Origin of the sequence: Mesorhizobium sp. M0208 (assembly GCF_040322015.1) — a bacterium.
GTDB lineage: Bacteria > Pseudomonadota > Alphaproteobacteria > Rhizobiales > Rhizobiaceae > Mesorhizobium.
Genome location: NZ_JAMYSP010000006.1, coordinates 48,608 through 70,292, shown reverse-complemented (window position 1 = coordinate 70,292; position 21,685 = coordinate 48,608). Strand labels below are relative to the sequence as shown.

Annotated in this window: 25 protein-coding genes; 13 read left to right on the top strand and 12 right to left on the bottom strand. The window is 62.4% G+C overall.

Translation table 11 applies throughout. The annotated features are described in order from the left end of the window. Positions 1–4: 4 nt before the first annotated feature. From NKJ17_RS08735 to NKJ17_RS08725, 3 genes are all read right to left on the bottom strand, one after another. Positions 5–538 (bottom strand): tripartite tricarboxylate transporter TctB family protein, encoded by a 534-nt coding sequence (locus NKJ17_RS08735; protein ID WP_352687971.1) that lies wholly within the window; start codon positions 536–538, stop codon positions 5–7. A 158-nt stretch (positions 539–696) separates the two neighbouring features. After that, positions 697–1,674: a Bug family tripartite tricarboxylate transporter substrate binding protein gene (locus NKJ17_RS08730; RefSeq protein ID WP_352506589.1), complete on the bottom strand. Its 978-nt coding sequence runs from the start codon at positions 1,672–1,674 to the stop codon at positions 697–699. Positions 1,675–1,879: 205 nt separating this feature from the next. After that, positions 1,880–2,419 (bottom strand): GNAT family N-acetyltransferase, encoded by a 540-nt coding sequence (locus tag NKJ17_RS08725; protein ID WP_352687969.1) that lies wholly within the window; start codon positions 2,417–2,419, stop codon positions 1,880–1,882. Between the two features lie 225 nt (positions 2,420–2,644). On the opposite strand from NKJ17_RS08725, the gene NKJ17_RS08720 reads away from it, so the two are divergent. The 4 genes from NKJ17_RS08720 to NKJ17_RS08705 all read left to right on the top strand — a co-directional run bounded on the left by NKJ17_RS08720 (position 2,645) and on the right by NKJ17_RS08705 (position 6,328). Continuing rightward, on the top strand, positions 2,645–3,100 hold the full coding sequence (locus NKJ17_RS08720; RefSeq protein ID WP_352687967.1) for a DUF2214 family protein: 456 nt from the start codon (positions 2,645–2,647) through the stop codon (positions 3,098–3,100). Positions 3,101–3,281: 181 nt separating this feature from the next. Then, a complete protein-coding gene (locus tag NKJ17_RS08715) occupies positions 3,282–4,259 on the top strand; it encodes a tripartite tricarboxylate transporter substrate-binding protein (RefSeq protein ID WP_352687965.1) in 978 nt (325 codons plus the stop codon). Positions 4,260–4,339: 80 nt separating this feature from the next. After that, on the top strand, positions 4,340–4,807 hold the full coding sequence (locus tag NKJ17_RS08710) for a tripartite tricarboxylate transporter TctB family protein (protein WP_352476416.1): 468 nt from the start codon (positions 4,340–4,342) through the stop codon (positions 4,805–4,807). 9 nt (positions 4,808–4,816) lie between these two features. Continuing rightward, positions 4,817–6,328, top strand: a complete 1,512-nt coding sequence (locus tag NKJ17_RS08705; protein WP_352506593.1) for a tripartite tricarboxylate transporter permease — start codon at positions 4,817–4,819, stop codon at positions 6,326–6,328. A gap of 38 nt (positions 6,329–6,366) precedes the next feature. Here NKJ17_RS08705 and nth read toward each other — a convergent pair whose 3' ends face one another. Continuing rightward, positions 6,367–7,197, bottom strand: a complete 831-nt coding sequence (gene nth, locus NKJ17_RS08700) for an endonuclease III (protein WP_352506594.1) — start codon at positions 7,195–7,197, stop codon at positions 6,367–6,369. 22 nt (positions 7,198–7,219) lie between these two features. Here nth and NKJ17_RS08695 point away from each other — a divergent pair, with 22 nt between their 5' ends. After that, complete coding sequence (locus NKJ17_RS08695) at positions 7,220–7,714, top strand: DUF2244 domain-containing protein (RefSeq protein ID WP_352506595.1); 495 nt, start codon at positions 7,220–7,222, stop codon at positions 7,712–7,714. Positions 7,715–7,723: 9 nt separating this feature from the next. On the opposite strand, the gene NKJ17_RS08690 is transcribed toward NKJ17_RS08695, so the two are convergent. Further along, on the bottom strand, positions 7,724–8,527 hold the full coding sequence (locus NKJ17_RS08690; RefSeq protein WP_352687963.1) for a class I SAM-dependent methyltransferase: 804 nt from the start codon (positions 8,525–8,527) through the stop codon (positions 7,724–7,726). A gap of 114 nt (positions 8,528–8,641) precedes the next feature. Between NKJ17_RS08690 and NKJ17_RS08685 the strand changes: the two genes are divergently transcribed. The 4 genes from NKJ17_RS08685 (at position 8,642) to NKJ17_RS08670 (ending at position 12,731) form a co-directional block, all read left to right on the top strand. Beyond that, complete coding sequence (locus NKJ17_RS08685; RefSeq protein WP_352687961.1) at positions 8,642–9,535, top strand: methylated-DNA--[protein]-cysteine S-methyltransferase; 894 nt, start codon at positions 8,642–8,644, stop codon at positions 9,533–9,535. A gap of 102 nt (positions 9,536–9,637) precedes the next feature. Next, entirely contained in the window at positions 9,638–10,546 is a 909-nt protein-coding gene (locus tag NKJ17_RS08680) for a ribokinase (protein ID WP_352687959.1), read from the top strand. A 6-nt stretch (positions 10,547–10,552) separates the two neighbouring features. Further along, positions 10,553–12,013: an amidase gene (locus NKJ17_RS08675; protein WP_352687957.1), complete on the top strand. Its 1,461-nt coding sequence runs from the start codon at positions 10,553–10,555 to the stop codon at positions 12,011–12,013. A 103-nt stretch (positions 12,014–12,116) separates the two neighbouring features. Next, positions 12,117–12,731 (top strand): LysE family translocator, encoded by a 615-nt coding sequence (locus NKJ17_RS08670; RefSeq protein WP_352476410.1) that lies wholly within the window; start codon positions 12,117–12,119, stop codon positions 12,729–12,731. A 125-nt stretch (positions 12,732–12,856) separates the two neighbouring features. On the opposite strand, the gene NKJ17_RS08665 is transcribed toward NKJ17_RS08670, so the two are convergent. Further along, on the bottom strand, positions 12,857–13,798 hold the full coding sequence (locus NKJ17_RS08665; protein ID WP_352687955.1) for a nucleoside hydrolase: 942 nt from the start codon (positions 13,796–13,798) through the stop codon (positions 12,857–12,859). A 144-nt stretch (positions 13,799–13,942) separates the two neighbouring features. Here NKJ17_RS08665 and NKJ17_RS08660 point away from each other — a divergent pair, with 144 nt between their 5' ends. Further along, a complete protein-coding gene (locus NKJ17_RS08660; RefSeq protein ID WP_023675270.1) occupies positions 13,943–14,368 on the top strand; it encodes an Hsp20 family protein in 426 nt (141 codons plus the stop codon). Positions 14,369–14,431: 63 nt separating this feature from the next. Beyond that, a complete protein-coding gene (locus NKJ17_RS08655; RefSeq protein ID WP_023675269.1) occupies positions 14,432–14,689 on the top strand; it encodes a BQ00720 family protein in 258 nt (85 codons plus the stop codon). Between the two features lie 111 nt (positions 14,690–14,800). Here NKJ17_RS08655 and ptsN read toward each other — a convergent pair whose 3' ends face one another. The 6 genes from ptsN to lptC all read right to left on the bottom strand — a co-directional run bounded on the left by ptsN (position 14,801) and on the right by lptC (position 20,051). Beyond that, the gene (gene ptsN, locus NKJ17_RS08650; protein WP_352687953.1) at positions 14,801–15,265 is read right to left on the bottom strand and encodes a PTS IIA-like nitrogen regulatory protein PtsN; all 465 of its coding nucleotides are present in this window, start codon (positions 15,263–15,265) and stop codon (positions 14,801–14,803) included. A gap of 59 nt (positions 15,266–15,324) precedes the next feature. Further along, positions 15,325–15,909, bottom strand: a complete 585-nt coding sequence (gene hpf, locus NKJ17_RS08645; protein WP_352506601.1) for a ribosome hibernation-promoting factor, HPF/YfiA family — start codon at positions 15,907–15,909, stop codon at positions 15,325–15,327. Between the two features lie 291 nt (positions 15,910–16,200). Further along, complete coding sequence (rpoN, locus tag NKJ17_RS08640; protein WP_352687951.1) at positions 16,201–17,727, bottom strand: RNA polymerase factor sigma-54; 1,527 nt, start codon at positions 17,725–17,727, stop codon at positions 16,201–16,203. A 197-nt stretch (positions 17,728–17,924) separates the two neighbouring features. Then, a complete protein-coding gene (gene lptB / locus NKJ17_RS08635; RefSeq protein ID WP_023718959.1) occupies positions 17,925–18,743 on the bottom strand; it encodes an LPS export ABC transporter ATP-binding protein in 819 nt (272 codons plus the stop codon). After that, a complete protein-coding gene (locus tag NKJ17_RS08630) occupies positions 18,743–19,351 on the bottom strand; it encodes an LptA/OstA family protein (protein ID WP_254816816.1) in 609 nt (202 codons plus the stop codon). The genes lptB and NKJ17_RS08630 overlap by 1 nt, the downstream gene beginning before the upstream one ends. Further along, positions 19,338–20,051: an LPS export ABC transporter periplasmic protein LptC gene (gene lptC / locus NKJ17_RS08625; RefSeq protein ID WP_352476407.1), complete on the bottom strand. Its 714-nt coding sequence runs from the start codon at positions 20,049–20,051 to the stop codon at positions 19,338–19,340. The genes NKJ17_RS08630 and lptC overlap by 14 nt, the downstream gene beginning before the upstream one ends. A gap of 305 nt (positions 20,052–20,356) precedes the next feature. Here lptC and sppA point away from each other — a divergent pair, with 305 nt between their 5' ends. Both sppA and NKJ17_RS08615 read left to right on the top strand, forming a co-directional pair. Continuing rightward, on the top strand, positions 20,357–21,313 hold the full coding sequence (gene sppA / locus NKJ17_RS08620; RefSeq protein ID WP_254816814.1) for a signal peptide peptidase SppA: 957 nt from the start codon (positions 20,357–20,359) through the stop codon (positions 21,311–21,313). 81 nt (positions 21,314–21,394) lie between these two features. Continuing rightward, positions 21,395–21,679, top strand: a complete 285-nt coding sequence (locus tag NKJ17_RS08615; RefSeq protein ID WP_023675261.1) for an integration host factor subunit beta — start codon at positions 21,395–21,397, stop codon at positions 21,677–21,679. Positions 21,680–21,685 lie beyond the last annotated feature (6 nt).

The following is a 21,685-nucleotide window of genomic DNA, read 5'->3' as shown; positions in this document are numbered from 1 at the left end:
GGCGTCAGCCCCTCAGCATGGTGACGAGCGAATCGACGATCGCGTTCAGCTGGTTTTCGATGAAGCCGGCGCCGATATTGACGCCGAGCGCCCTGGCAAAGCCGAAATAGGCGGCAAGCGCCAGGATCAGCCCGAGCAGCACGTCACGCAGCGGGCGCCGGCTGCCGAAACCGTGGCAGATGAGAACGAACATGATGACAGATGCCGCGGTAAAGCCGAGCGGCTGGATCAGCACGAGGTTGGCGATCAGTCCGAGGGCGACGATGCCCATCGCCTTCCAGTCGGTCGGCGTCGCCTTTTCGTCCTCCGGCTGCCAGCCGCCCCGCAAGGCGGCAATGATGAGCAGCAGCGACAGGATCACCATGCCGGTCATGGTGATGTAGGGAAAGACGGTCGGACCGACCTTGGAATAGAGCGGCGACACCGGGATTGCCAGCGTCTGCCAGGCAACCGCACTCGCACAGGCGAGGAGCCCGACGCCGATCAGCAGTTCGGGCACTGCAAGGCGCGGCGGCGCCGGCTGGTCGCTGGTGCTCATCATCGTCCTCCCAATGTCGGTCCCTTGGGGCCGGTTCTCCTTGGACCGGTCTCACCCGGCCGATCTTGGCGTAGTTTCACCTCCGGCGCCGCGTATGTCCATGCGGCTAGCGAAAGTCGGCAAGGGTTGGCGCAGGCTGCCACCCCTTGCCGAGAGCATCACGCTAGACCGAGGTCCTTGAGGATCGTCCCGATGCGGGCCGTGTCTTCTGCGACGAATTTCGCATAATCGTCACCGGTAAGCAGGATCTGCGTCCAGTTGCGGTTCTTGCATTCGGTGGCCCAGGCGTCGCTCTTGGCCATGGTCTCGATCAGCTTGATCATTGCTGCCTTGTCGGCGTCCGAGACGCCGGGCGGTGCGAAGACGCCACGCCAGTTGAACAGCTCGACATCGATGCCTGCTTCCTTCATCGTCGGCGCATCGATCCCCTCCTGGCGTTTGTCCGCGGAGATGGCCAGCAGCCGCAGCGCACCCGCCTTGACCTGTTCGGCGAACTCGCCGTAGCCGGAGATGCCGGCCGCGACCTGGTTGCCGAGCAGCGCCGAAAGCGCCTCGCCGCCGCCGGCGAACGGCACATAGGAAAGATTGGTGGCCGGAACACCAACGGTCTTGGCGATGAGGCCGAACAATATATGGTCCGAGCCGCCGGCCGAACCGCCAGCAACCGGAACCTGCGTCGGGTCAGCCTTGAGAGCCGCGACAAAGTCCGCGGCCGTCTTGAACGGCGAGGCGGCCGGCACCACAAGCGCCTCGAACTCACCGGTGAGGCGGGCGATCGGCGTGACCTCGGTAAGGTTGTTGGCCGCCTTGTTGGCGATGATGGCGCCTACCATGACCATGCCGGCCACCATCAGCGCATTGCCCTTGCCCTTCCATTGGTTGACGAATTGCGGCAGGCCGACAGTACCGCCGGCGCCGCCGACATTGGTGATCTGCGACCCGGAAATCAGTTTTTCGCTGCGCAGCACCTGGTCCATGGCGCGCGCCGTCTGGTCCCAGCCGCCGCCCGGCGCCGCCGGCACGAAAATCTGCAGCTGCGGCGCGTCCTGCGCAAAGGCGGGGACAAAATGCGATGCCGTGAGTCCGGCAGCACCTGCTGCCGCGGTGCTCATCAAGAATCGGCGTCTGTTCAGCATGGGATTCCTCCAAATCGCGACACCTCCTCCGGTGCCTGCCAGAAACGTGGCCTGATTTCAGACCCGCTCGATAAAATTCATGCAGAGTTTGCGTCCTCCTGTCAAAGACAGAACACGCCGCATGCGGCACAATCGGACTGTGCGATCTTCAGGCAGGCGAACTTGACGCCGGACGACGTGGCAGGCAGACGCCAGACGGCGCCCGTCAGGGCTGCCGCTCCAGCAGGATGGTCGGCTTGCCTTGGTAGACGGTTCGAAGCACTTCGCCGTAACCACATTTTGCCGCGACGTTCAGCGATCCGGTGTTCTCCGGATCGATGATGCAGACGGTCTTCGCGGCGCCGAACGTCTCGTCGCCCCAGGCAAGCACCCGTGCGACGACTTCGCTGGCCAACCCGTGGCCATGCGCGCCCGAAACCAGAGCCCAGCCGGTCTCCGGAATGCCCTCGATCGACGGCGTCATGTCGCGTTTCAGATCGTGAAAGCCGGCCTCGCCGATGAAGCAGCCGGTCGCCTTATCCTCGATCGCCCAGAAGCCGTAGCCCAGAAGCGACCACAGGCCGGCGTGGCGTAGGAAGCGCATCCAGCTTTCCTCCCGCGTGCGCGGCTTCCCGCCGATAAAGCGGGTGACGACGGGATCGGCCCACATAGCGACATAGGCGTCGAAATCGTCAAGCCGGTGCGGCCGCAGGACCGTGCGCGAGGTCTCAAGCACTGGGGCGACAATTGTATGCGGACTGGCCATGGTCATGTCTCGTTTGTGTTGCCGGTGCCTAATGCAGGTCTTCCAAAAGGGGGACAGCGACACGCACGAGACGGGAAATCCAAATCCGTTGTGAAAAACAAGAGCCAAGGCTGTGTAGATCATCTTCCAGGCTGATGTGAATCCTGCCAGGCGGTGTTAGTTTTTCTCCGGTATTGGTTCAGGCGCGTTGGGTTCGGCGCTGCCGCCCGACAGAGGGAATACAGCATGGACACCACCGACCTTGTGCTTGCCATCTGCCATCATTTGCTGGTGTTTTCGTTGGCAGGCATCATCGGCGCCGAATTCGTCCTGATCCGCAGCGACTTGTCCGCCGCGACGCTGAAGCGGCTCGTCGGCATCGACCGCCACTACGGCATCATTGCCATGCTGATCATCGTCGTTGGCATCGGCCGCGTCGTCTATGGTCTGAAAGGCTGGGAATTCTACGTCTACAATTGGATGTTCTGGGCAAAGATGGCCGCTTTCGCCATTGTCGGCCTGTTGTCGATTATCCCGACCATCCGTTTCCTATCCTGGAACACGCAGGCGAGCATCAGTCCCGGCTACCAGGTTCCTGCGGCGGAGCTGGCGTCCGTTCGCACCTATGTCCGCACCGAGGCATCGATCTTCCTATTGATCCCGGTGTTCGCGGCGGCGATGGCGCGCGGCTACGGCTACTAGAATAGGTTGGAGGAAGGGCATCGCACGGCCCAACCTTGCCACTCATTTGCGCAGAGAAACGTGCGGTTTGCCGTTTGAGCGCGATTGTCATTTGTCGGGTTGCGCTAGTTATTGCTCTATCTACAGTCGGTTTAGAGGAACCCGCGCAGCGGTTGGCAATCATATCCTGGGAGGAAACACGATGCGAAAACTCATCGCCGCGTTGGCTGCCGCTGCGGCCGCCATGCTTTATCCGTCGGCCGCTGGCGCGCAGACCTACCCCGAACGCACCATCACCATTGTCGTGCCGTTTTCGGCCGGTGGCCCGACCGACACCGTCACGCGTCTTGTCGCGGAAGCTATGTCGAAAGACCTCGGCCAGCAGGTCACCGTCGAGAATGTCGGCGGCGCCGGCGGCACGCTCGGCGCCGGCCGCGTCGCAAATGCCGAGCCTGACGGCTACACGCTGCTCCTCCATCACATCGGCATGGCTACCAGTGCTACGCTCTATAGAAAGCTCGCCTACGACACACTGAACGGCTTCGAATATGTCGGCCTCGTCACCGAGGTGCCGATGACCATCGTCGGCCGCAAGGACCTCGAGCCGACCGATCTGAAGGGGCTGGTCGACTATGCCAAGGCCAACAAGGACAGCATCACCGTTGCCAATGCCGGGATCGGTGCCGCCTCGCATCTGTGCGGCATGCTGTTCATGAGCGCCATCGGCACGCCGCTGGTCACCGTACCCTACAAGGGCACTGGCCCGGCCATGACCGATCTTCTCGGCGGCCAGGTCGATATCATGTGCGACCAGACGACCAATACCACCAAGCAGATCCAGGGCGGCACTATCAAGGCCTATGCCGTAACCTCGCCACAACGCCTCGATGTGCTGCCGGACGTGCCGACGACGATAGAAGCCGGCCTTCCCCAGGTGCAGGTCGGCATCTGGCACGGAATCTATGCCCCCAAGGGCACACCGGCCGAGATCACCGAACGCCTTTCGAAATCGCTGCAGGTGGCGCTGAAGGACCAGAATGTCGTCGCCCGATTTGCCGAACTCGGCACCAAGCCGTCGCCGGAGGCCGATGCCACGCCGGCCGCGCTCAAAGCTAAGCTGGAAAGTGAGATCGCGCGCTGGAAGCCGATCATCGAAGCGGCCGGCCAGTACGCCGACTAAAGGTTCTAACGGGGCGCCATCAGCGCCCCGTTTTTTTACACCGGCATCGGCACGCCCATGAGGCGAGCCGGGAGGACGCAATGAAACCTTTCGCAATCGACAGGACCAACGGCATATGCGCCGCGCTGTTGGTCTTTATTGGCGCCTTTTTCGCGCTGCAGTCGCTGGGCCTCGAAATCGGCACCGCCTTTCGCATGGGGCCGGGCTATTTCCCGCTGGTGCTGGCGATCGTGCTGATCCTGCTTGGCGCCGCCATCCTTGTCCAAGCGGTGCGTTTCGAGAGCGAGCCGATCGGTTACATCGCGTGGCGCGGCATGCTGTTTATCCTGCCTGCTCCGATCTTCTTCGGCCTGACGGTGCGCGGCCTCGGCTTCATCCCGTCGATCTTCCTGACGGCGCTGATCGCATCGTTCGGTAGCGGCCGCATGAGGCCGCTGACCGCACTCGTGCTGTCGGCCGGCCTGACGCTGTTCGCATTCGTCGTTTTCAGCTACGCCCTCGGCCTGCCGTTCCGGCGTTTCGGCCCGTGGTTGCCCCTATCGTTGTGAGGAGATGAAATGGAACTCCTCAGCAACCTCGCACTCGGCTTTTCGACAGCCACATCTTTGGCAAACCTCGGCTTCTGCCTGATCGGCGTCCTTCTCGGCACGCTGATTGGCGTCCTGCCCGGCATCGGTGCCACCGCAACCATCGCCATGCTGTTGCCGATCACCTTCCAGATTGGCGACCCGGTTTCCTCTCTCATCATGCTCGCCGGTATCTATTACGGCGCGCAGTATGGCGGCTCGACCACCGCCATTCTCATCAACATGCCCGGCGAATCCTCGTCGGCCGTCACCGCAATCGACGGCTATCAGATGGCCAGGAACGGCCGCGCCGGAGCAGCCCTGGCGACCGCGGCGATAGGCTCGTTCTTTGCCGGCACGGTGTCGACCTTCCTCGTCGCCATCTTTGCCCCACCGCTGACGGCGATAGCGCTGAGATTCGGCGCGGCCGAGTATTTTTCGCTGATGATCGTCGGCCTGGTCTCGTCCGTCGCGCTCGCCCACGGCTCGGTCGTCAAGGCGCTGGCTATGGTCGTGCTCGGCCTGCTGCTGGGACTTGTCGGCACCGATATCTACACCGGTACGCCCCGCTTCACACTCGGTATCCGCGAATATGCCGACGGGCTGAATTTCGTCGCGGTGGCGGTCGGCGTCTTCGGCGTCGCCGAGATATTGCGCAACCTCGAAAACGAGCATGAGCGTTCCGTGCTGATCCGAAGTATCTCCGGCCTTATGCCGGGTAAAGAAGATTTTCGCCGCATGGCGGCTCCCATCGTGCGCGGAACGATCATCGGTTCGGCACTCGGTATCCTGCCCGGAGGCGGCGCGATCCTTGCCGCCTTTGCGTCCTACACCGTCGAAAAGCGCGTCTCGAAAAACCCGGGGGAATTCGGCAAGGGCGCCATCGAAGGCGTCGCCGGACCGGAATCGGCCAACAATGCCGGCGCCCAAACCTCCTTCATCCCAATGCTGACGCTCGGTATTCCGGCCAACCCGGTAATGGCGCTGATGATCGGCGCGATGATCATCCAGGGCATCGTGCCCGGCCCCAATGTCGCCATCGAACAGCCCGCGCTGTTTTGGGGGATCATCACCTCGATGTGGATCGGCAATCTGATGTTGATTGTCTTGAACCTGCCGCTGATCGGGCTCTGGGTGAAACTCCTTACCATCCCCTACTACGTGCTCTTCCCGATCATCATGGCGTTCTGCTCGATCGGCGTTTACAGCGTCAACACCAATGTCTACGACCTCTATGCCGTCGCCTTCTTCGGCTTGCTTGGCTACCTCCTGACCAAGCTGCGCTGCGAACCTGCGCCGCTGCTGCTCGGCTTCGTGCTCGGCCCGCTGCTTGAGGAAAACCTGCGCCGCGCCATGATCCTCTCGCGCGGCGACCCAAGCACCTTCGTGATGCGGCCGATCAGCGCCAGCCTGCTCCTCATCGCGCTCGCCGTGCTCGTCATCGTCTTTCTCCCCGCGGTCAAGAAGAAGCGCGAAGAGGTGTTCGTCGAGGAGAGTTCCTGAACATGGATGTCGCCGCATAAAAGGAACTTTAGATTCAGCTAGCGGGCAGTGGTTGCCGCTGCTCGGTCCTGAGCTGCTTCCACTGGCCCGAGCGGCCCGATCTCGACCAGTGGTGCAGGCACGCTGGTCGTCTTTTCCTTGGCCTTGCAGATATCGGCGATGACGCAGGCCGGGCAATCCGGCTTGCGTGCCTTGCAGACATAGCGGCCGTGCAGGATCAGCCAATGATGCGCATGCCGGATATATTCATCCGGAATGATCTTCAGGAAACCTTGCTCTACCTGTTCCGGCGTCTTGCCCGGCGCCAGGCCGAGCCTGTTACCGATGCGGAAGATGTGCGTGTCGACTGCCATCGTGTGCTGGCCGAAGGCGACGTTGAGCACGACATTGGCGGTCTTGCGGCCGACACCCGGCAGCTCGACCAGTTGATCGCGATCCTCAGGCACCTCGCCGCTATGGTCACGGATCAGCGCCTCGGACAGCGCGATGACGTTCTTGGCCTTGTTGCGCCATAGCCCGATGGTGCGGATATGGTCGCCGAGCTTGGCCTCGCCCAGCGCCAGCATCTTTTGCGGCGTGTCGGCAATTTTGAACAGCGCCCGCGTCGCCTTATTGACGCCGGCGTCCGTTGCCTGAGCCGAAAGCACCACTGCCACCAGCAGCGTGAAGGGGTTGATATGTTCGAGTTCGCCTCTCGGCTCCGGCCGCTGAACGGAAAAACGGCGAAAAATCTCATGCACCTCGGCCGGGCTGTAAAGCGCCCGCGATCTCGCCGGCCGCGGACGCGGCTTGGCGTTCGAGTCATCGCGGCGGCCGGGCAGCAGGTCTTTTTTGAGCGCGGAAGAGTTTTTGGGCTTGGGGCTTGTCATTGCCTTCCTATAATATTCCCCAATGAGCGACACAAACGCCTCATTTCAGGCCGACGAGCCATTCTTCCAGGCGCTGCTGACACCGCACCGGTCGCTGGGCAAGACCGGCTTTGCCATCCTGATGGGCGCACTGCTGTTCGGGTGGCTGGTGACCGGAGCGTTTTTTCTGTCGCGCGGCGCCTGGCCGGTGTTCGGCTTCTTCGGCCTCGACGTGATCGGCGTTTATATCGCCTTCCGTGCGAATTATCGCGCCGCCCGGGCTCGCGAGGAGGTGTCGGTGTCGCGCACCAGCCTCGATATCCGCAAGACTGCCCCGTCAGGCAAATCGGAATCACACCGCTTCAATCCGTTCTGGGCACGCTTTTCGATCGCCCGCCACGCCGAGATCGGCATCACCAGAATGGCGGTCGAGGCGCAAGGAAAAACCGTCTCGATCGGCGCCTTTCTCAACCCCGACGACCGCGAGAGTTTTGCCACCGCATTTTCGCGCGCTCTGGCGACCGCCAAGGCGCGCTGAGCCAGCGTTTCAGAACCGATAGCGCAACAGCCTGCCGATCTTGCGCAATGCTGGAATGTATTTCCAAAAGCGAACAAACAGTTTCGCGAGCCAGCGCATGCGAGCGGCATGTTCCGGCTTATAGGCAGGGATGTCCTCGATGAACCGCAGCTTCGGAACGGCTCGCTCCAATTCATGCGGGTTCTCAATGCTCCAATGGACCTCGGCGCCGGTGGCGCGGAAGGAGGAATTGAGGCGAATGATCTTCAGGCCCAGGCGACTATAGGCATCGAAAACCAGTTCGCCGCTCGAAAGATGTCCCACCAAACGAGAAAACAGTTGCTGCCCGTCCTCGGCGGCCAGGTAGGGAGTCAGGCCTTCCGCCACGACTATGGCCGGGCGATCCCGAGGTACTTCGTTCAGCCATCCAGGTTCGGTGAGCGACGAAGCGATCAGGTGGTAGCGATCCCGCACGGGATAGAGCCTGCGCCTGAGGTCGATGACTTCGGGATAGTCGACGTCGAACCAGTCCACGCCGGCTGGCGGGTCGATACGGAATATGCGCGTGTCGAGCCCACACCCCAGATGCAGCAGGATTCGGGCGAGAAAGTCCTGAACGCAGACGTCCAGCGTCTTTGCCCTGATTGCTAGACCGATGCCGAGATTGTTGTCGACCTTGAGCCGTGAGAAATCATAATCGATGTTGCGCACCGCCTCGTCGGCAAAGTAGTCCCTGAGCAGCGAATTGGGCAGCCGGCTCTCCAGCGCCTTGCCGTAAAGTGTCAAAAGCAAAGTCTCCTTTGCCCCGGTCAGGTTTACCTTTTCACCAGCCACGACCGTCCTCCCCATTCAAAGTCAGCTCTATCTGGGTACATGCTGCGGGAAAGCAAGTTTCGGGTGGTGATCGCCGCCGCGAAGGACGATATTCGCACGCAAGGAGATACTGCCATGAACGCCCAAATGCCTCTCAAAACGACAGCAATCCTTCAGAAAGACATCACGCCTGAAGGCGGTGACTACGAAATCGTCCGTCGTGCCATCGAAAAGATCAGCCTCGACTATCGCGACCAGCCTTCGCTGGAAGTGCTGGCCGAGGAGGTCGGCGAAACGCCGACCGGGCTGCAGAAGCTGTTCACCCGCTGGGCCGGCCTGTCGCCCAAGGCTTTTCTGCAGGCCGTTACCCTCGATCACGCGCGCAAGCTGCTCGATGCCGGCATGCCGCTGCTTGAAACCTCGTTCGAGCTCGGCATGTCCGGTCCAGGCCGGCTGCATGATCTGTTCGTCACCCACGAAGCGATGTCGCCGGGCGACTACAAGACCCGCGGCGCCGGGCTCACCATCCGCTACGGCTATCATATCTCACCTTTCGGCATCGCGCTGATCATGGTGACGGACCGCGGCCTCGCCGGCCTCGCCTTCAACGATCCGGGCGGCGAGCGTGCGGCCTTTGCCGACATGTCCAGCCGCTGGCCGAACGCTAGCTATATCGAGGACATGGCTGCAACGGCGCCCTATGCCGCGCGTATTTTCGATCCGACGCTGTGGCGCGCCGACCAGCCGCTCCGCGTCGTCATGATCGGCACCGACTTCCAGGTCCGCGTCTGGGAAGCCTTGCTGCGTATTCCGATGGGCCAGGCCTGCACCTATTCCTCGATCGCCGCGCGCATCGGCGCACCGAGCGCCAGCCGGGCTGTCGGTGCCGCGGTCGGTGCCAATCCGATGTCCTTTGTCGTGCCGTGCCACCGGGCTCTAGGCAAGTCCGGTGCGCTCACCGGCTACCATTGGGGCCTGACCCGCAAACGCGCCATCCTCGGCTGGGAGGCGGGACAGGTCTCTTCGTGAATAGCCAAAGAATGGAACGATAGGAGCGATGTAAGGACCGCTAGGGTGACAAGCAGCGATCTTACGGAGTAGCTTCCCGCATGCGCTAGCGGGAGGCACTTCTTGATCGTCGTCATCGGCTCCATCAATCTCGACCTCATCGCCAGTGTCGACCGCTTGCCCGGTCCCGGCGAGACGGTGCGCGGCTCCGGTTTCGCTACTGCTCCCGGCGGCAAGGGCGCCAACCAGGCGCTGGCCGCCGCCCGCGCCGGGGCCAAGGTGCGCATGGTCGGCGCAGTCGGCAAGGACAGCTTCGCCAGCGAGGCTCTGGCGCTGCTGCGCGACGGCAAGATCGACCTGTCCGGCGTCGGCGAGACCTTTGCCTCTACCGGTACTGCGCTGATCATGGTCGGCGCCGACGGCGAGAACGTGATCGCTGTCGTGCCGGGCGCCAATGATTCGGTCGTGCCGGGTGACCTTTCCAAGGCCTTCCTGAAAAACGGCGACGTCGTGCTGCTGCAACTGGAGATCCCGCTGCAGACCGTCGAGGCAGCACTCGACGCGGCAAGGACGGCCGGCGCGATCACAGTGCTCAACACCGCACCTTTCCACAGCGACGCTGCCGGCTTCCTCGGCAAGGCCGACTATCTCGTCGCCAACGAAACCGAGTTCGACCTCTATGGCGAGGCGCTGTCATTGAGTGGCCGCGACCGCCCGGCGCGGATGCGCGACTATGCCTCGAGAACCGGCCGCACCATCGTCGTCACGCTTGGCCCGGACGGCGTTCTGGCGGCAACGCCGGACGATCTTCTGATGGTTCCGGCGCTGAAGATCACCCCGCTCGACACGGTCGGCGCCGGCGACACGTTCTGCGGCTATTTTGCAGCCGGGCTGGCAGCCGGCCTGCCGCTCGACCAGGCGCTTGCCCGCGCTGCCGCCGCCGGTTCGCTGGCCTGCCTGAAAGCCGGTGCACAGCCGGCCATCCCGCTGGCCAGGGATGTCGATGTCGCCCTGCAGAAATCCGCAGGCTAAAGCGGTATGACAGCCGTGCGCCCGACCACGAAGCATGCGGTACCGCCCGCCGGCGACATCTGCCGCCTGTCTGCCGTGGAGCTTACCGAGAAGATCAGGCACCGGCAGCTTTCGGTGCGCGAAGTGGTCGCGGCATTCCTCGACAGGATCGAGGCGGTGAACCCGCTGGTCAACGCTATCGTGTCATTGCGCGAACATGCCGACATCCTGCGCGAGGCCGACAACGCTGACGCCCATCTGGCGCGAGGAGGAGATACCGGATCGCTGTTCGGCCTGCCGATCGCGATTAAGGATCTTGCGCTGACAAAAGGCCTGAGAACCACCTTCGGCTCGCCGATCTTCGTCGATTTCGTGCCTGAGGAAGACGATTTCTTCGTCGAGCGCGTCCGCAAGGCCGGCGCGATCATCATCGGCAAGACCAACGTTCCCGAATTCGGGCTCGGCTCCAACACCTACAACACCGTGTTCGGACAGACGCTCAACGCATTCGACCCGGCGCTGACCGCCGGCGGCTCGAGCGGCGGTGCGGCGGTCGCGCTGGCGCTCGACATGGTTCCCGTTGCCGATGGCAGCGATTTTGGCGGCTCGCTACGCAATCCCGCTGCCTACAACAATGTCCATGGCTTCCGCCCGTCGCAGGGATTGGTGCCGGCTGGCCCTGACCTTGATGTGTTTCATGCGCAGATGGGCGTCGAAGGGCCTATGGGGCGTAACGTGCGCGACATGGCGCTGCTGCTCGACGTGCAGGCCGGCTATCATCCTCGCGCGCCGCTGTCGCATGATAAGCCAGGCTCGTTTCTCGAAGGGGTGGAAACGCCGGCGGCCGGAGGGCGTATCGCCTGGCTCGGCGATCTCGGCGGCCATCTGCCGGTTGAAGCAGGCATTCTACAGCTTTGCGAGGCAGCACTCGGCCGGTTCGCGGATGTGACCTTCGAGGCCGAGCCGCTGATGCCGGAATTCGACTTCGAAGCGCTGTGGCAGGCCTTTGTAACGCTTCGGCAGGCGAGCAGCGGTTGTGCGCTCAAGGTGCACTACGATGATCCCTTGAAACGCAGTCTGCTGAAGCCGGAGGCCGTGTGGGAGGTGGAACATGCGCTTCGCCTCACCGCGCCGCAAATCCATGCGGCAACTGTGAGGCGCTCGTCCTGGCATCGAATGCTGCTGTCGCTCTTCGAGCGTTTCGACCTGATTGCGCTGCCAGCCGCACAGGTCTTTCCCTTCGACGTCGCCACCCTCTGGCCAAGGGAAGTGGCCGGGCGTGCCATGGACAGCTATCACCGCTGGATGCAGGTCTCAGCGCTCGCCACGCTGGGCGGCTGCCCGGCGATCAATGTGCCGGCGGGCTTCGACTCCAGGGGCAGGCCAATGGGCATGCAATTGATCGGGCGGCCGCGCGGTGACCCCTCCGTGCTGAGGGCGGCTGCCGCCTATGAGGCAACGCTGCCATGGCAGGCCGGCGCCTGCTGAAATCAGCTCCGCATTGTCGGCGCTTCGCCGACTTGCACGCAACTCATCGCCATGCATTGATCGCGACAGCACGCCGCACGAGCGGCATTCTGCGGAGGGAAAAATGTCGCTGGAACTCTACGCCACCTATGTCGTCGCCTGCATCGTCATCGTCCTGGTGCCGGGCCCGACGGTGACGCTGATCATTGCCAACAGCATACGCCACGGCTCGCGCGCCGGGCTCGCCAATGTCGCCGGCACCCAGGCCGGGCTGGCCATCATGATTGCCATTGTCGGCATCGGATTGACTTCGCTGATCGCCGGCATGGGACATTGGTTCGAGTGGGTCAGGCTGATTGGCGCTGCCTACCTGATCTGGATGGGCGTGCAGATGTTCCGCTCGAAAGGCAAGCTGAACGCCGATGGATCGGCAAAAAAACCGCGCGGTGGCTTTTTCCTGCAAGGCCTGCTGGTAGCAATCAGCAATCCAAAGACGCTGGTGTTCTTTGGCGCCTTCTTTCCGCAGTTCATCGCGCCTGAAGGCAATTACGCGTTACAGATCGGCGTCATGGGTCTCACCGCCATGATCTTCGCCGCAGTGTCGGATTCGACCTACGCGCTGGCCGCCGGCCGCGCCGGGCGCCTGCTGTCGGCCGGCCGCGTCAAGCTGCTGTCGCGGATCAGCGGCAGCTTCCTGGTCGGCGGCGGCCTGTGGCTGGCATTTTCCAAGGCGAAGTAACGGCACCTTTCCCTTCTCCCCTTGTGGAGAAGGTGGCCGAGCGAAGCTCGGTTGGATGAGGGGTGTTCCAGCTTGGCAATGACGGCACTCCGCCCAACCCATCAAGGGGGGATGAAAGCCGGCCCTTAAAGCCGCCCCAGCCTTTCCAGCAACAGCTCGAAAAACGCATCGTGGTCGATGTCACGCATCACCATGGCGTTCTTCGGCCGCTTGGTCACGCCCCACCAGTCGATCACGGTCATGCCCATGGTAAGTTCTGATGCGGTTTCCACAGTGACATTGCAGTTGCGGCCCTTGAACAACTTCGGCTTCAACAGGTAGGCGATGACGCAAGGATCGTGTAGCGGGCCGCCGTCGGTGCCGTATTTTTCCTCGTCGAAACGTTCGAAGAATTCCAGCATGTCCGCGGTGGCCGTGCCGACCCGGGTGCCGAGCTTGCGGAAGGCCTTCGTGCGCTTGGCGGTGGTCAGCGCCTTGTGGGTGACGTCCAGCGGCATCATGACGATCGGAATGCCGGATTTGAACACGACATCGGCGGCGTGCGGGTCGACATAGATGTTGAATTCGGCGGTCGGCGTGACATTGCCGCCCTCGAAGAAGCCGCCGCCCATCAGCACGATCTCCTTGATGCGCGGTGCGATCTTGGGCTCGCGGATCAGCGCCAGCGCAACATTGGTGAGCGGCCCGAGCGCGCACAGCGTGATCGTGCCGCTCTCCTCCCTCATCAGCGTCTCGACGATGAAATCGACCGCATACTCGTCCTGCAGCTTCATCTTTGGTTCGGGCAGTTGCGGTCCGTTGAGGCCGGTCTTGCCATGCACTTCCTCGGCGGTGACGAGTTCGCGCGCCAGTGGCCGGATGGCGCCTGCATAGACCTTGACGTCCGTCCGGCCGGCCAGTTCGCAGATCTTGCGGGCGTTTTTTTCGGTAAGTTTCAGCGGCACGTTGCCGGCCACCGCGGTGATGCCGACGATCTCCAGCTCGGCGCTGCCCAGCGCCAGCAATATGGCGACGGCATCGTCCTGGCCGGGGTCAGTGTCGATGATGATCCTGCGGGATTGGGGCATTTCAATTCCTTGTTTTGGCAAGTCTTTTTGGGCGGGACGTGTGACGGCTTGAAGTCTGCCGGGCGGCGGACCATATCAAGACCATCGGGAAAAATGCCATCCGGGTTTTTCCACTTTATGTCGCTCTTGAGAGGACACTGTAACATGAGCCGAATGACGCCTTTTTCCAGCCCGCTTCTCCTCGGTTTCGATTCCATGGAAAAGACGCTGGAGCGCTTGGCAAAGTCCGGTGACAGCTATCCTCCCTACAACATCGAGCGCCTCAGCGGTGCCGACGGCAAAACCGAAAGGCTGCGTATCACGCTCGCCGTCGCCGGTTTCGCGGAAAGCGATCTCGATGTCACAACGGAGGAGAACCAGTTGGTCGTGCGCGGCCGTCAGAACGACGACACCGAGCGCGAATTTCTCCACCGCGGCATCGCCGCGCGCCAGTTCCAGCGCTGTTTCGTGCTGGCCGACGGCATGCGGGTGATTGCGGCGGAATTGAAGAACGGCCTTCTGTCGATCGATCTCGATCGGCCGGAGTCCGAACGGCTGGTACGAAAAATAAACATATCGGTGAAAGACTGATTTTTGCCGATAGCTCTCATGCGGGATGGCCTTGAGCGGCGTCTCGCGGCAAGGAGGCTTGAAATGACCAGAACTAACGAAAATATCATCATGACCAGCGGCGAGTTCGCCCATCTCGGCGAAGGTTCGGTAGCCTATCTCAGGAAAGTGTCGAGCGACGATCTGCGCGGCCGTTTCCCGGGCCTCGGCGAAATCGCGCCGGGTCTGGAACTGTGGGCCCTGTTTGCCGCCAATGGCCAGCCGATCCTGCTTTCGGACGCTCGCGACCGGGCACTGGCTGGCGCGCTGGAAAACGATCTGACCCCGGTCGCTATCCACTAACGTCGTTATCCACTGACAACGGCGCCATCAACTGACACATATGGCGCAGCGATCTGGTTGGAATCGGACAGGGCCGCACAGGGCGGCCCTTCAAGGGATTTAATCAAAACCTCAGGCGGCGTGCGAGGCCTGCGTGTCCGACAGCAGCGCGTGGATGGCCACGGCGTCGCGCGTGCCTCTGATCTTGGCAACCGTGTCGGCATCGCGCAGCACCCGCGCGATGCGCGACAGCGCCTTGAGGTGGTCGGCGCCGGCACCTTCGGGAGCCAAAAGCAGAAACACCAGGTCGACCGGCTGATCATCGAGGGCCTCGAAGTCCACCGGTGTCTCCAGCCGGGCAAAGACGCCGGTGATCCGCTTCACCCCAGCCAGCTTGCCGTGCGGAATGGCGATGCCGTTGCCGACGCCGGTCGAGCCGAGCCGCTCGCGTTGCAGGATGGTGTCGAACACCTCTCGCTCCGGAATGCCGGAAATCGCCGCCGCCCGTTCGGACAGCAATTGCAGCAGCTGCTTTTTGGAGTTCGCCTTCAACGCCGGCATGATTGCCGGAACGCTGACGAGATCGCTCAGATCCATGCTTGAAATCCCTTGTTCGCCTGCCGTCGCCAGTCCCCACGCTCGCGTGCGGCTGGTTTTTACCCCTGCGCGACCTTGGCCGTGGACGGGTCGATCCAGCCGATATTCCCGTCCGGCCGGCGATAGACGATATTGAGATGGTCGTTTCCGGCATTGCGGAAGACCAGGACCGGGCTGTCCTTGGTGTCGAGTTCGATCACCGCTGACGCCACCGACATGGTCCGCAGCGTCATGGTCGATTCGGCGACGATGGCCGGCGCGAAATTCTCCGGTATGTCCTCCTCGTCGTCGGTAAGCGGCGCCATCACCGTATAGGCGACGTCGGTGAGCTCGCCGTTGCTATTGCCTGAATTGTGCGACTTCAGCCGGCGTTTGTAGCGCCTGAGTCGTGTTTCCAGACGGTCTGCCGCGGTATCGAAGGCAAGCGTTGGATCCTGGGCATCGCCGGTCGCCTGCAGCGAAGCACCGGAGTCCAGCCGGATCATGCAATCGGCCGTGTAGCGCGACCCCGATTTGACGACTACGATTTGCCCTGAAAAGCCCCGATCGAAATATTTCCCGATCACTTCCCCGACACGGTCGTTGATGCGCGTACGGAACGCATCGCCGATATCCATGTGTTTTCCCGATATGCGCAGTGTCATCTGAAAACTGACCTTCCTTGCTCAGGCTTCAAACTGTCCCGAGTTTATACTCGTGGTCCGCGCGCACAAGCTTTTGCGGCGTCACTTGCGCCGATTTTAGATCCGAACTTTCCGGTTGATCACAAGCCGCCTTCTTGGCCGTCCCGTGGCCTACGTCGTGACGGACCATCTCTCGTGCGGGCATCGGCGAACTCAAATCCACTCGCTAGCCCGTCTCATGCGGGCGGGCTTCTAGCCACTTCGTTGCCGCTTGTCAATGAACTGCGAAAGCTGTGGAAATTCCGTCGGAGCTCAACGGCCGGCGCTGGCCAAAGCGCGTTTTTCGCGCCGCCGCTGCACCGAAGAGGGTATGTTCATGCCTTCCCGGTATTTGGCCACCGTGCGTCTGGCAATGTCGACGCCGCTTTCCCGCAGCATGTCGACGATGGCATCGTCGGAAAGCACATCGACGGCTTTCTCCTCGTCGATCAGCTGCTTTATGCGGTCGCGCACCGCTTCCGACGAATGCGCATCGCCGCCACCTGACGAAGCGATCGAGGCGGTGAAGAAATAGCGCAGCTCGAACACACCGCGCGGCGTCAGCATGTATTTGTTTGCCGTGACCCGGCTGACCGTTGATTCGTGCATGCCGATGGCGTCCGCCACCGTACGCAGGTTGAGCGGCTTCAGGTGCCGCACGCCGTGGACGAGAAAAGCGTCCTGCTGGCGCACGATCTCAGAGGCCACCTTGAGAATGGTCTTCGCCCGCTGGTCGAGGCTGCGCGTGAGCCAGTTGGCGTTCTGCAGGCATTCGGCGAGGAAATCCTTTTCCGCCTGGTTTTTCGCATGTGGCGTGACCTGGGCGAAATAGATGTGATCGACCAGCACGCGCGGCAGCGTCTCGGCATTGAGCTCGACCGTCCAGCTGCCGTCATTGGCTGCGCGCACCTCGACGTCGGCCACGACTGCGTCGCTGGCACCGCACGAAAATGCCATTCCTGGCCGCGGGTCGAGCGCCCGGATCTCGGCCAGCATGTCGAGCAGATCCTCCTCGTCGACGCCGCAAATCCGCTTCAGCGTCTGGAAATCGCGCCGTGCCAGGAGTTCGAGATTGGCGATCAGCGCCTTCATCGCCGGATCGAGCCGGTCGCGCACGGCAAGCTGCAGCAACAGGCATTCGGCGAGGTCGCGGGCGAAGATGCCGGCGGGCTCGAATGTCTGGCAGACCGCCAGGACCCTTGCCACCGCCGTGGCGTCCGTGCCGAGGCGGGCCGCGATCTCGGCCATGTCGGCACGCATGTAGCCGGCCTCGTCGAGGCCGTCGGCAAGCTCGCTGGCGATCAGGCGGGCCGCCGGATCGGCAAAGGCGAGCGCTACCTGCTCGCCGACATGGTCGCGCAGCGTGATGGCAGCCGCCGCCATGTCCGCGACGTCAAAGCCGTCGGAGGAAGAGGTGGAACCGTTGCCGGACGCCGATTTCCATTGCGCCGTCAGGTCGGGCCCGAGCCGCTCGCTCGTACCAGGATCATCGGGAAACAGGTTTTCCAGCGACGTATCGAGCTTTTCCGAGATCGCCTCGGCGCTCCACGCCGTCTCCGCTTCGAACCAGTCGCCGTCGGCAGCCGGTTCCGGTGCAGCGTCGCCCTTCTGCGCCTGGTCGCTGGCGGCGTCCTCCTGCGGTTCGGCACGTTCCAGCAGGGGATTGCGTTCGATCTCGTCGTCGATGAAGCGTTCCAGCTCTAGGTGGGTGAACTGCAGCAGGCGGATCGACTGCATCAGCTGCGGCGTCATCACCAGCGACTGCGACTGTCGTAGCTGTAGTTTTGCCGCCAACGCCATGGTTCGGTTTCAAACGCCCCGTCTACGCACCCGCACTGCTGGAAGGAATTTTCCAGGCCAGCATAGAAACTGGCCCGGCTTTTGCTTGTCAAGGCGAGGAGCGGTAAAACTCGCCTGCCAGCGCGTTTTCAGGCAGAAAATTGAAGAAAGACCTGCTGGACTACGCCGGAAATCCCGCTCGAACCGGAATTTCGCATTTAGAGCGTAAATCCCTCGCCGAGATAAAGCCGCCGCACATCGGCATTTGCGACTATCTCGTCGGCCCGGCCATGGGTCAGCACCTGACCGGCATGGATGATGTAGGCGCGGTCGATCAGGCCAAGTGTCTCGCGGACATTGTGGTCGGTGATCAGCACGCCGATTCCACGTGCCGTCAAGTGGCGCACGAGCTGCTGGATGTCGGCGACGGCGATCGGATCGATACCGGCGAACGGTTCGTCGAGCAGCATGTAGGCAGGGCGGGTTGCCAACGCACGGGCAATTTCGAGGCGTCGCCGCTCACCACCGGAGAGCGACAGCGACGGAGCCTTGCGCAGATGGCTGATGTGGAATTCCTCGAGCAATTCGTCGAGCAGCCGCTCACGCTCCTTGCGGCTCTTTTCGACCACTTCGAGCACGGCCCGGATGTTTTGCTCGACATTCAGGCCGCGAAAAATCGACGCTTCCTGCGGCAGGTAGCCGATGCCGAGACGGGCGCGGCGATACATCGGCATCGACGTGACGTCGAAACCGTCGATTTCGATGGTGCCTTCATCGACCGGCACTAGGCCGGTCACCATGTAGAAACAGGTCGTCTTGCCGGCGCCGTTGGGGCCGAGCAGCCCAACCGCCTCGCCGGCGCGCACGCCCAGCGTCACGCCGCTGACGACTTTGCGGCCCTTGTAACTTTTGGTCAGCCCTTTGGCGATCAAGGTTCCCTTGAACTTTGCCGCTTCGACGGTGACCCTGGCCGGTGCCGCAAGTTTGCTGGCGGCGCGCCCTGGAAGACGCGCCAGCAGCGACGATATGCCGGTCATCAGGGTTTCGCTGCTCCAGACTTCGCCGGCGGCGTGATCGACATCATGACGCGGCCGCCGCAAGCGTCGACCTGGGCAAGGCCGCTCTTCATCTGCACGGTAAGCTTGCAGCCGACAAGCACGTTGTCGCCTTGCGAGAGCACGACCTTGCTGCCCGAAAGCACCAGCACTTCGGTCTTCATGTCGAAGGTGCCGCGGTCGCCGGTGGCAACCTGATCGTCCGATTTGATGTAGACCTTATCGTCGACCTCGAGATGGTCGATGTTGGCGGATCCGGTCATTGCCGCAGCACCCGCGGGCTGGGCGCCTTTGGCGGCGCCTGCATCCCTGACGTAATAGACTGTCATTTTGCCGGCCTTGAGCACGGTTGGACCCTGGACGACGTTGACGTTGCCGGTGAAGACGGCGACGCTTTCCGCCTGGCGCACCTCGAGCTTGTCGCTTTCGATCTGGATAGGCTTGTCGCCCGACAGCCTGAGGCCGGACATTTGGCTGGTGGCACTGGATTGCGCCAGCGACGGCGCCGTCCCGAAGGTCAGCCCCAAGGGCAACCCAAGCGTCAACGCCGAGATCGCGGCGAGGCGCCGTGCCGAACTACTGAACCGCATTGGTCTCTCCGCTCTTTGCCTCTGCCGCCTTCAAACTGGCGGGATCGATGTCGACGCGCACCTTGTTCTCGAAAATCAGGACCTTGCCATTGTCCTGGACCGACATCGAATCCGCCCTGATCCGCGACCCGCCGCGGCTGACATCGACGGGTTCGCTTGTCTTCATAGTGCCTTCGGCCATGTCGAGATAGACTGATTTGAATTTTGCCACCACGCCATCCGTGGTCGACACGGTCACGTCGCTGGTCAGGCTGAACGTGTTGCCGTCGCGATCGTAGGTGCCGTGCGCAGCACCGATGGCGGCGGTGTTGTCGGCCGCAATCGGCAGCTTGGCCTTGATACCTTCCAGATCGATGATGCCCTGTTTGCTGACATCCTGTATGGCGCGCAGGGCTGTCATCGAATAGGGCAGGTTCTGCTTGGTGAAGCCGTTGAGCTTGGGATTGGCCATCACCAGCTTACCATCGGCAAAGGCGCCGCCGTCGGCCTGCACCTCGATTGCAGCGGGTGCCATGAGATAGGAATAGACCGGAAACGCGACCGCGATCACGGCGGCGACCAGCGGTACGGCCAGCTTCAGGATCCGGACCCGGCGCGAATGACGCTGCGCAATGTCAAACGCGTCGACCCGCGCCCGGCCTGCGGCCTTGGGAGCCAACTCCGTCTCGGTGTTGGTCGGTTCGATTGGTCCCGCTAACATGACTGCTTCTTCTAAACCCCTGCCCGCCAGGCCGCCCTATAGGTGGGATGCCGGCGCCCTCAAGCAAGCACAAGCCGAGGAAAACCGCAAAAATGTGACAGCCGCCCCTGTACAACGAAAATGGCCCCAGCGCAGCCTGTACCTCATACCAGATATGGGCGCACAGTGTTAGAGCCTGTGGAACGTAACAGGTTGAGGCTTGCCGCGAATGCCTAAGGCCTTTGGCGCAAGGCCGTCAGGAAACGGTAGCCGGGCGCGAATGGTTGCTTTAAAAGCATCTGCTCCCACCGACTACGAGGCTGACCATGGCATTGAGAGCCGACGACCTGATCGACCGCCGCCGCTTGCGCCGCAAGCTGACATTCTGGCGTATCGCGGCGATTATCGTCGCCGCAGCCGGGCTGATCGCCTTTTCGGCGTGGATCTATGGTGACGACTTCACCAGCGCGGCTGTCGACCACATCGCCAAGGTCAAGATCGAAGGTACCATCACCGAAGACGAAGAACTGATCAAGCGGCTGGAGGCCATCCGTCAGTCGCCGCGCGTCAAGGCTGTGATCCTGTCGATCGATTCACCTGGCGGCACCACCGTCGGTGGCGAATCGATCTATGAGGCAGTGCGCAAGCTCGCCGCCGACAAGCCGGTGGTGGCCGAGGTCGGCACGCTCGCGGCTTCGGCGGGCTACATGATCGCCACTGCGGCCGACCATATTGTCGCACGCAAATCCTCGATCGTCGGCTCGATCGGCGTGCTGATCCAGTACCCGGACGTCAGCGGCCTCATGGACAAGCTCGGCGTCAAGCTGGAGGAGGTGAAATCCTCGCCCTTGAAGGCCTCGCCTTCTCCCTTCAAGCCGACCAATGACGATGAGCGCGCCATGGTCCGCAAGCTCATCCTCGACAGCTACGACTGGTTCGTCGGCATCGTCGCCGAGCGCCGCAATATGACCAAGCCAGAGGCGCTGGCGCTCGCAGACGGGTCGATCTTCACCGGCCGGCAGGCGGTCGCCAACAGATTGATCGACGCGGTCGGCGGTGAAGCCGAAGCGATCGACTGGCTTGCAGGCAAGGGTGTCGATGCCAAGCTCAAGGTGGTGGAATGGAAGGACACGGAAAAACGCGGTGGTTTCCTGTTCTCCAAGGCGATGGCGCAGACCGTCGGCGCTGCGCTTGGCCTGCCCGGCCATGGCGGCGACGTCCTTCACGAAATTGGAGTGGACCGCTTGTTTCTTGACGGTCTCGTTTCCGTCTGGCACCCTTGAGGAACCGCTTGGGACGAGTGAAAAACCAAATAAAATCATTCTGATAATTTCGGCGGCACTGCTTTCACGGGGAGCCTTTTCATGATCAAATCCGAACTTGTTCAGATCATCGCCACGCGTAATCCGCATCTTTTCCTGCGCGACGTCGAAAACATTGTCAGCGCTATCTTCGATGAAATCACCGACGCGCTTGCCGAGGGCAACCGGGTCGAGTTGCGCGGCTTCGGCGCGTTTTCGGTGAAAAACCGCCCTGCCCGCACCGGCCGCAACCCGCGCACCGGCGAATCCGTGGAGGTTGAGGAGAAATGGGTACCGTTCTTCAAGACCGGCAAGGAATTGCGTGAAAGGCTGAACGGAGGCAAATAGGCGCGG

Bases quoted from the DNA above. Each gene is read 5' to 3' on its own strand.
- NKJ17_RS08615 (WP_023675261.1), top strand. From the start codon at position 21,395: ATGATCAAATCCGAACTTGTTCAGATCATCGCCACGCGTAATCCGCAT.
- NKJ17_RS08665 (WP_352687955.1), bottom strand. From the start codon at position 13,798: ATGCCCCAATCCCGCAGGATCATCATCGACACTGACCCCGGCCAGGAC.
- NKJ17_RS08630 (WP_254816816.1), bottom strand. From the start codon at position 19,351: ATGCGGTTCAGTAGTTCGGCACGGCGCCTCGCCGCGATCTCGGCGTTG.
- NKJ17_RS08710 (WP_352476416.1), top strand. From the start codon at position 4,340: ATGAAACCTTTCGCAATCGACAGGACCAACGGCATATGCGCCGCGCTG.
- NKJ17_RS08675 (WP_352687957.1), top strand. From the start codon at position 10,553: ATGACAGCCGTGCGCCCGACCACGAAGCATGCGGTACCGCCCGCCGGC.
- NKJ17_RS08655 (WP_023675269.1), top strand. From the start codon at position 14,432: ATGACCAGAACTAACGAAAATATCATCATGACCAGCGGCGAGTTCGCC.
- lptB (WP_023718959.1), bottom strand. From the start codon at position 18,743: ATGACCGGCATATCGTCGCTGCTGGCGCGTCTTCCAGGGCGCGCCGCC.
- NKJ17_RS08725 (WP_352687969.1), bottom strand. From the start codon at position 2,419: ATGGCCAGTCCGCATACAATTGTCGCCCCAGTGCTTGAGACCTCGCGC.
- rpoN (WP_352687951.1), bottom strand. From the start codon at position 17,727: ATGGCGTTGGCGGCAAAACTACAGCTACGACAGTCGCAGTCGCTGGTG.
- sppA (WP_254816814.1), top strand. From the start codon at position 20,357: ATGGCATTGAGAGCCGACGACCTGATCGACCGCCGCCGCTTGCGCCGC.
- lptC (WP_352476407.1), bottom strand. From the start codon at position 20,051: ATGTTAGCGGGACCAATCGAACCGACCAACACCGAGACGGAGTTGGCT.
- NKJ17_RS08695 (WP_352506595.1), top strand. From the start codon at position 7,220: ATGAGCGACACAAACGCCTCATTTCAGGCCGACGAGCCATTCTTCCAG.
- NKJ17_RS08670 (WP_352476410.1), top strand. From the start codon at position 12,117: ATGTCGCTGGAACTCTACGCCACCTATGTCGTCGCCTGCATCGTCATC.
- NKJ17_RS08685 (WP_352687961.1), top strand. From the start codon at position 8,642: ATGAACGCCCAAATGCCTCTCAAAACGACAGCAATCCTTCAGAAAGAC.
- NKJ17_RS08705 (WP_352506593.1), top strand. From the start codon at position 4,817: ATGGAACTCCTCAGCAACCTCGCACTCGGCTTTTCGACAGCCACATCT.
- NKJ17_RS08715 (WP_352687965.1), top strand. From the start codon at position 3,282: ATGCGAAAACTCATCGCCGCGTTGGCTGCCGCTGCGGCCGCCATGCTT.
- NKJ17_RS08730 (WP_352506589.1), bottom strand. From the start codon at position 1,674: ATGCTGAACAGACGCCGATTCTTGATGAGCACCGCGGCAGCAGGTGCT.
- ptsN (WP_352687953.1), bottom strand. From the start codon at position 15,265: ATGGATCTGAGCGATCTCGTCAGCGTTCCGGCAATCATGCCGGCGTTG.
- nth (WP_352506594.1), bottom strand. From the start codon at position 7,197: ATGACAAGCCCCAAGCCCAAAAACTCTTCCGCGCTCAAAAAAGACCTG.
- hpf (WP_352506601.1), bottom strand. From the start codon at position 15,909: ATGACACTGCGCATATCGGGAAAACACATGGATATCGGCGATGCGTTC.
- NKJ17_RS08735 (WP_352687971.1), bottom strand. From the start codon at position 538: ATGAGCACCAGCGACCAGCCGGCGCCGCCGCGCCTTGCAGTGCCCGAA.
- NKJ17_RS08660 (WP_023675270.1), top strand. From the start codon at position 13,943: ATGAGCCGAATGACGCCTTTTTCCAGCCCGCTTCTCCTCGGTTTCGAT.
- NKJ17_RS08720 (WP_352687967.1), top strand. From the start codon at position 2,645: ATGGACACCACCGACCTTGTGCTTGCCATCTGCCATCATTTGCTGGTG.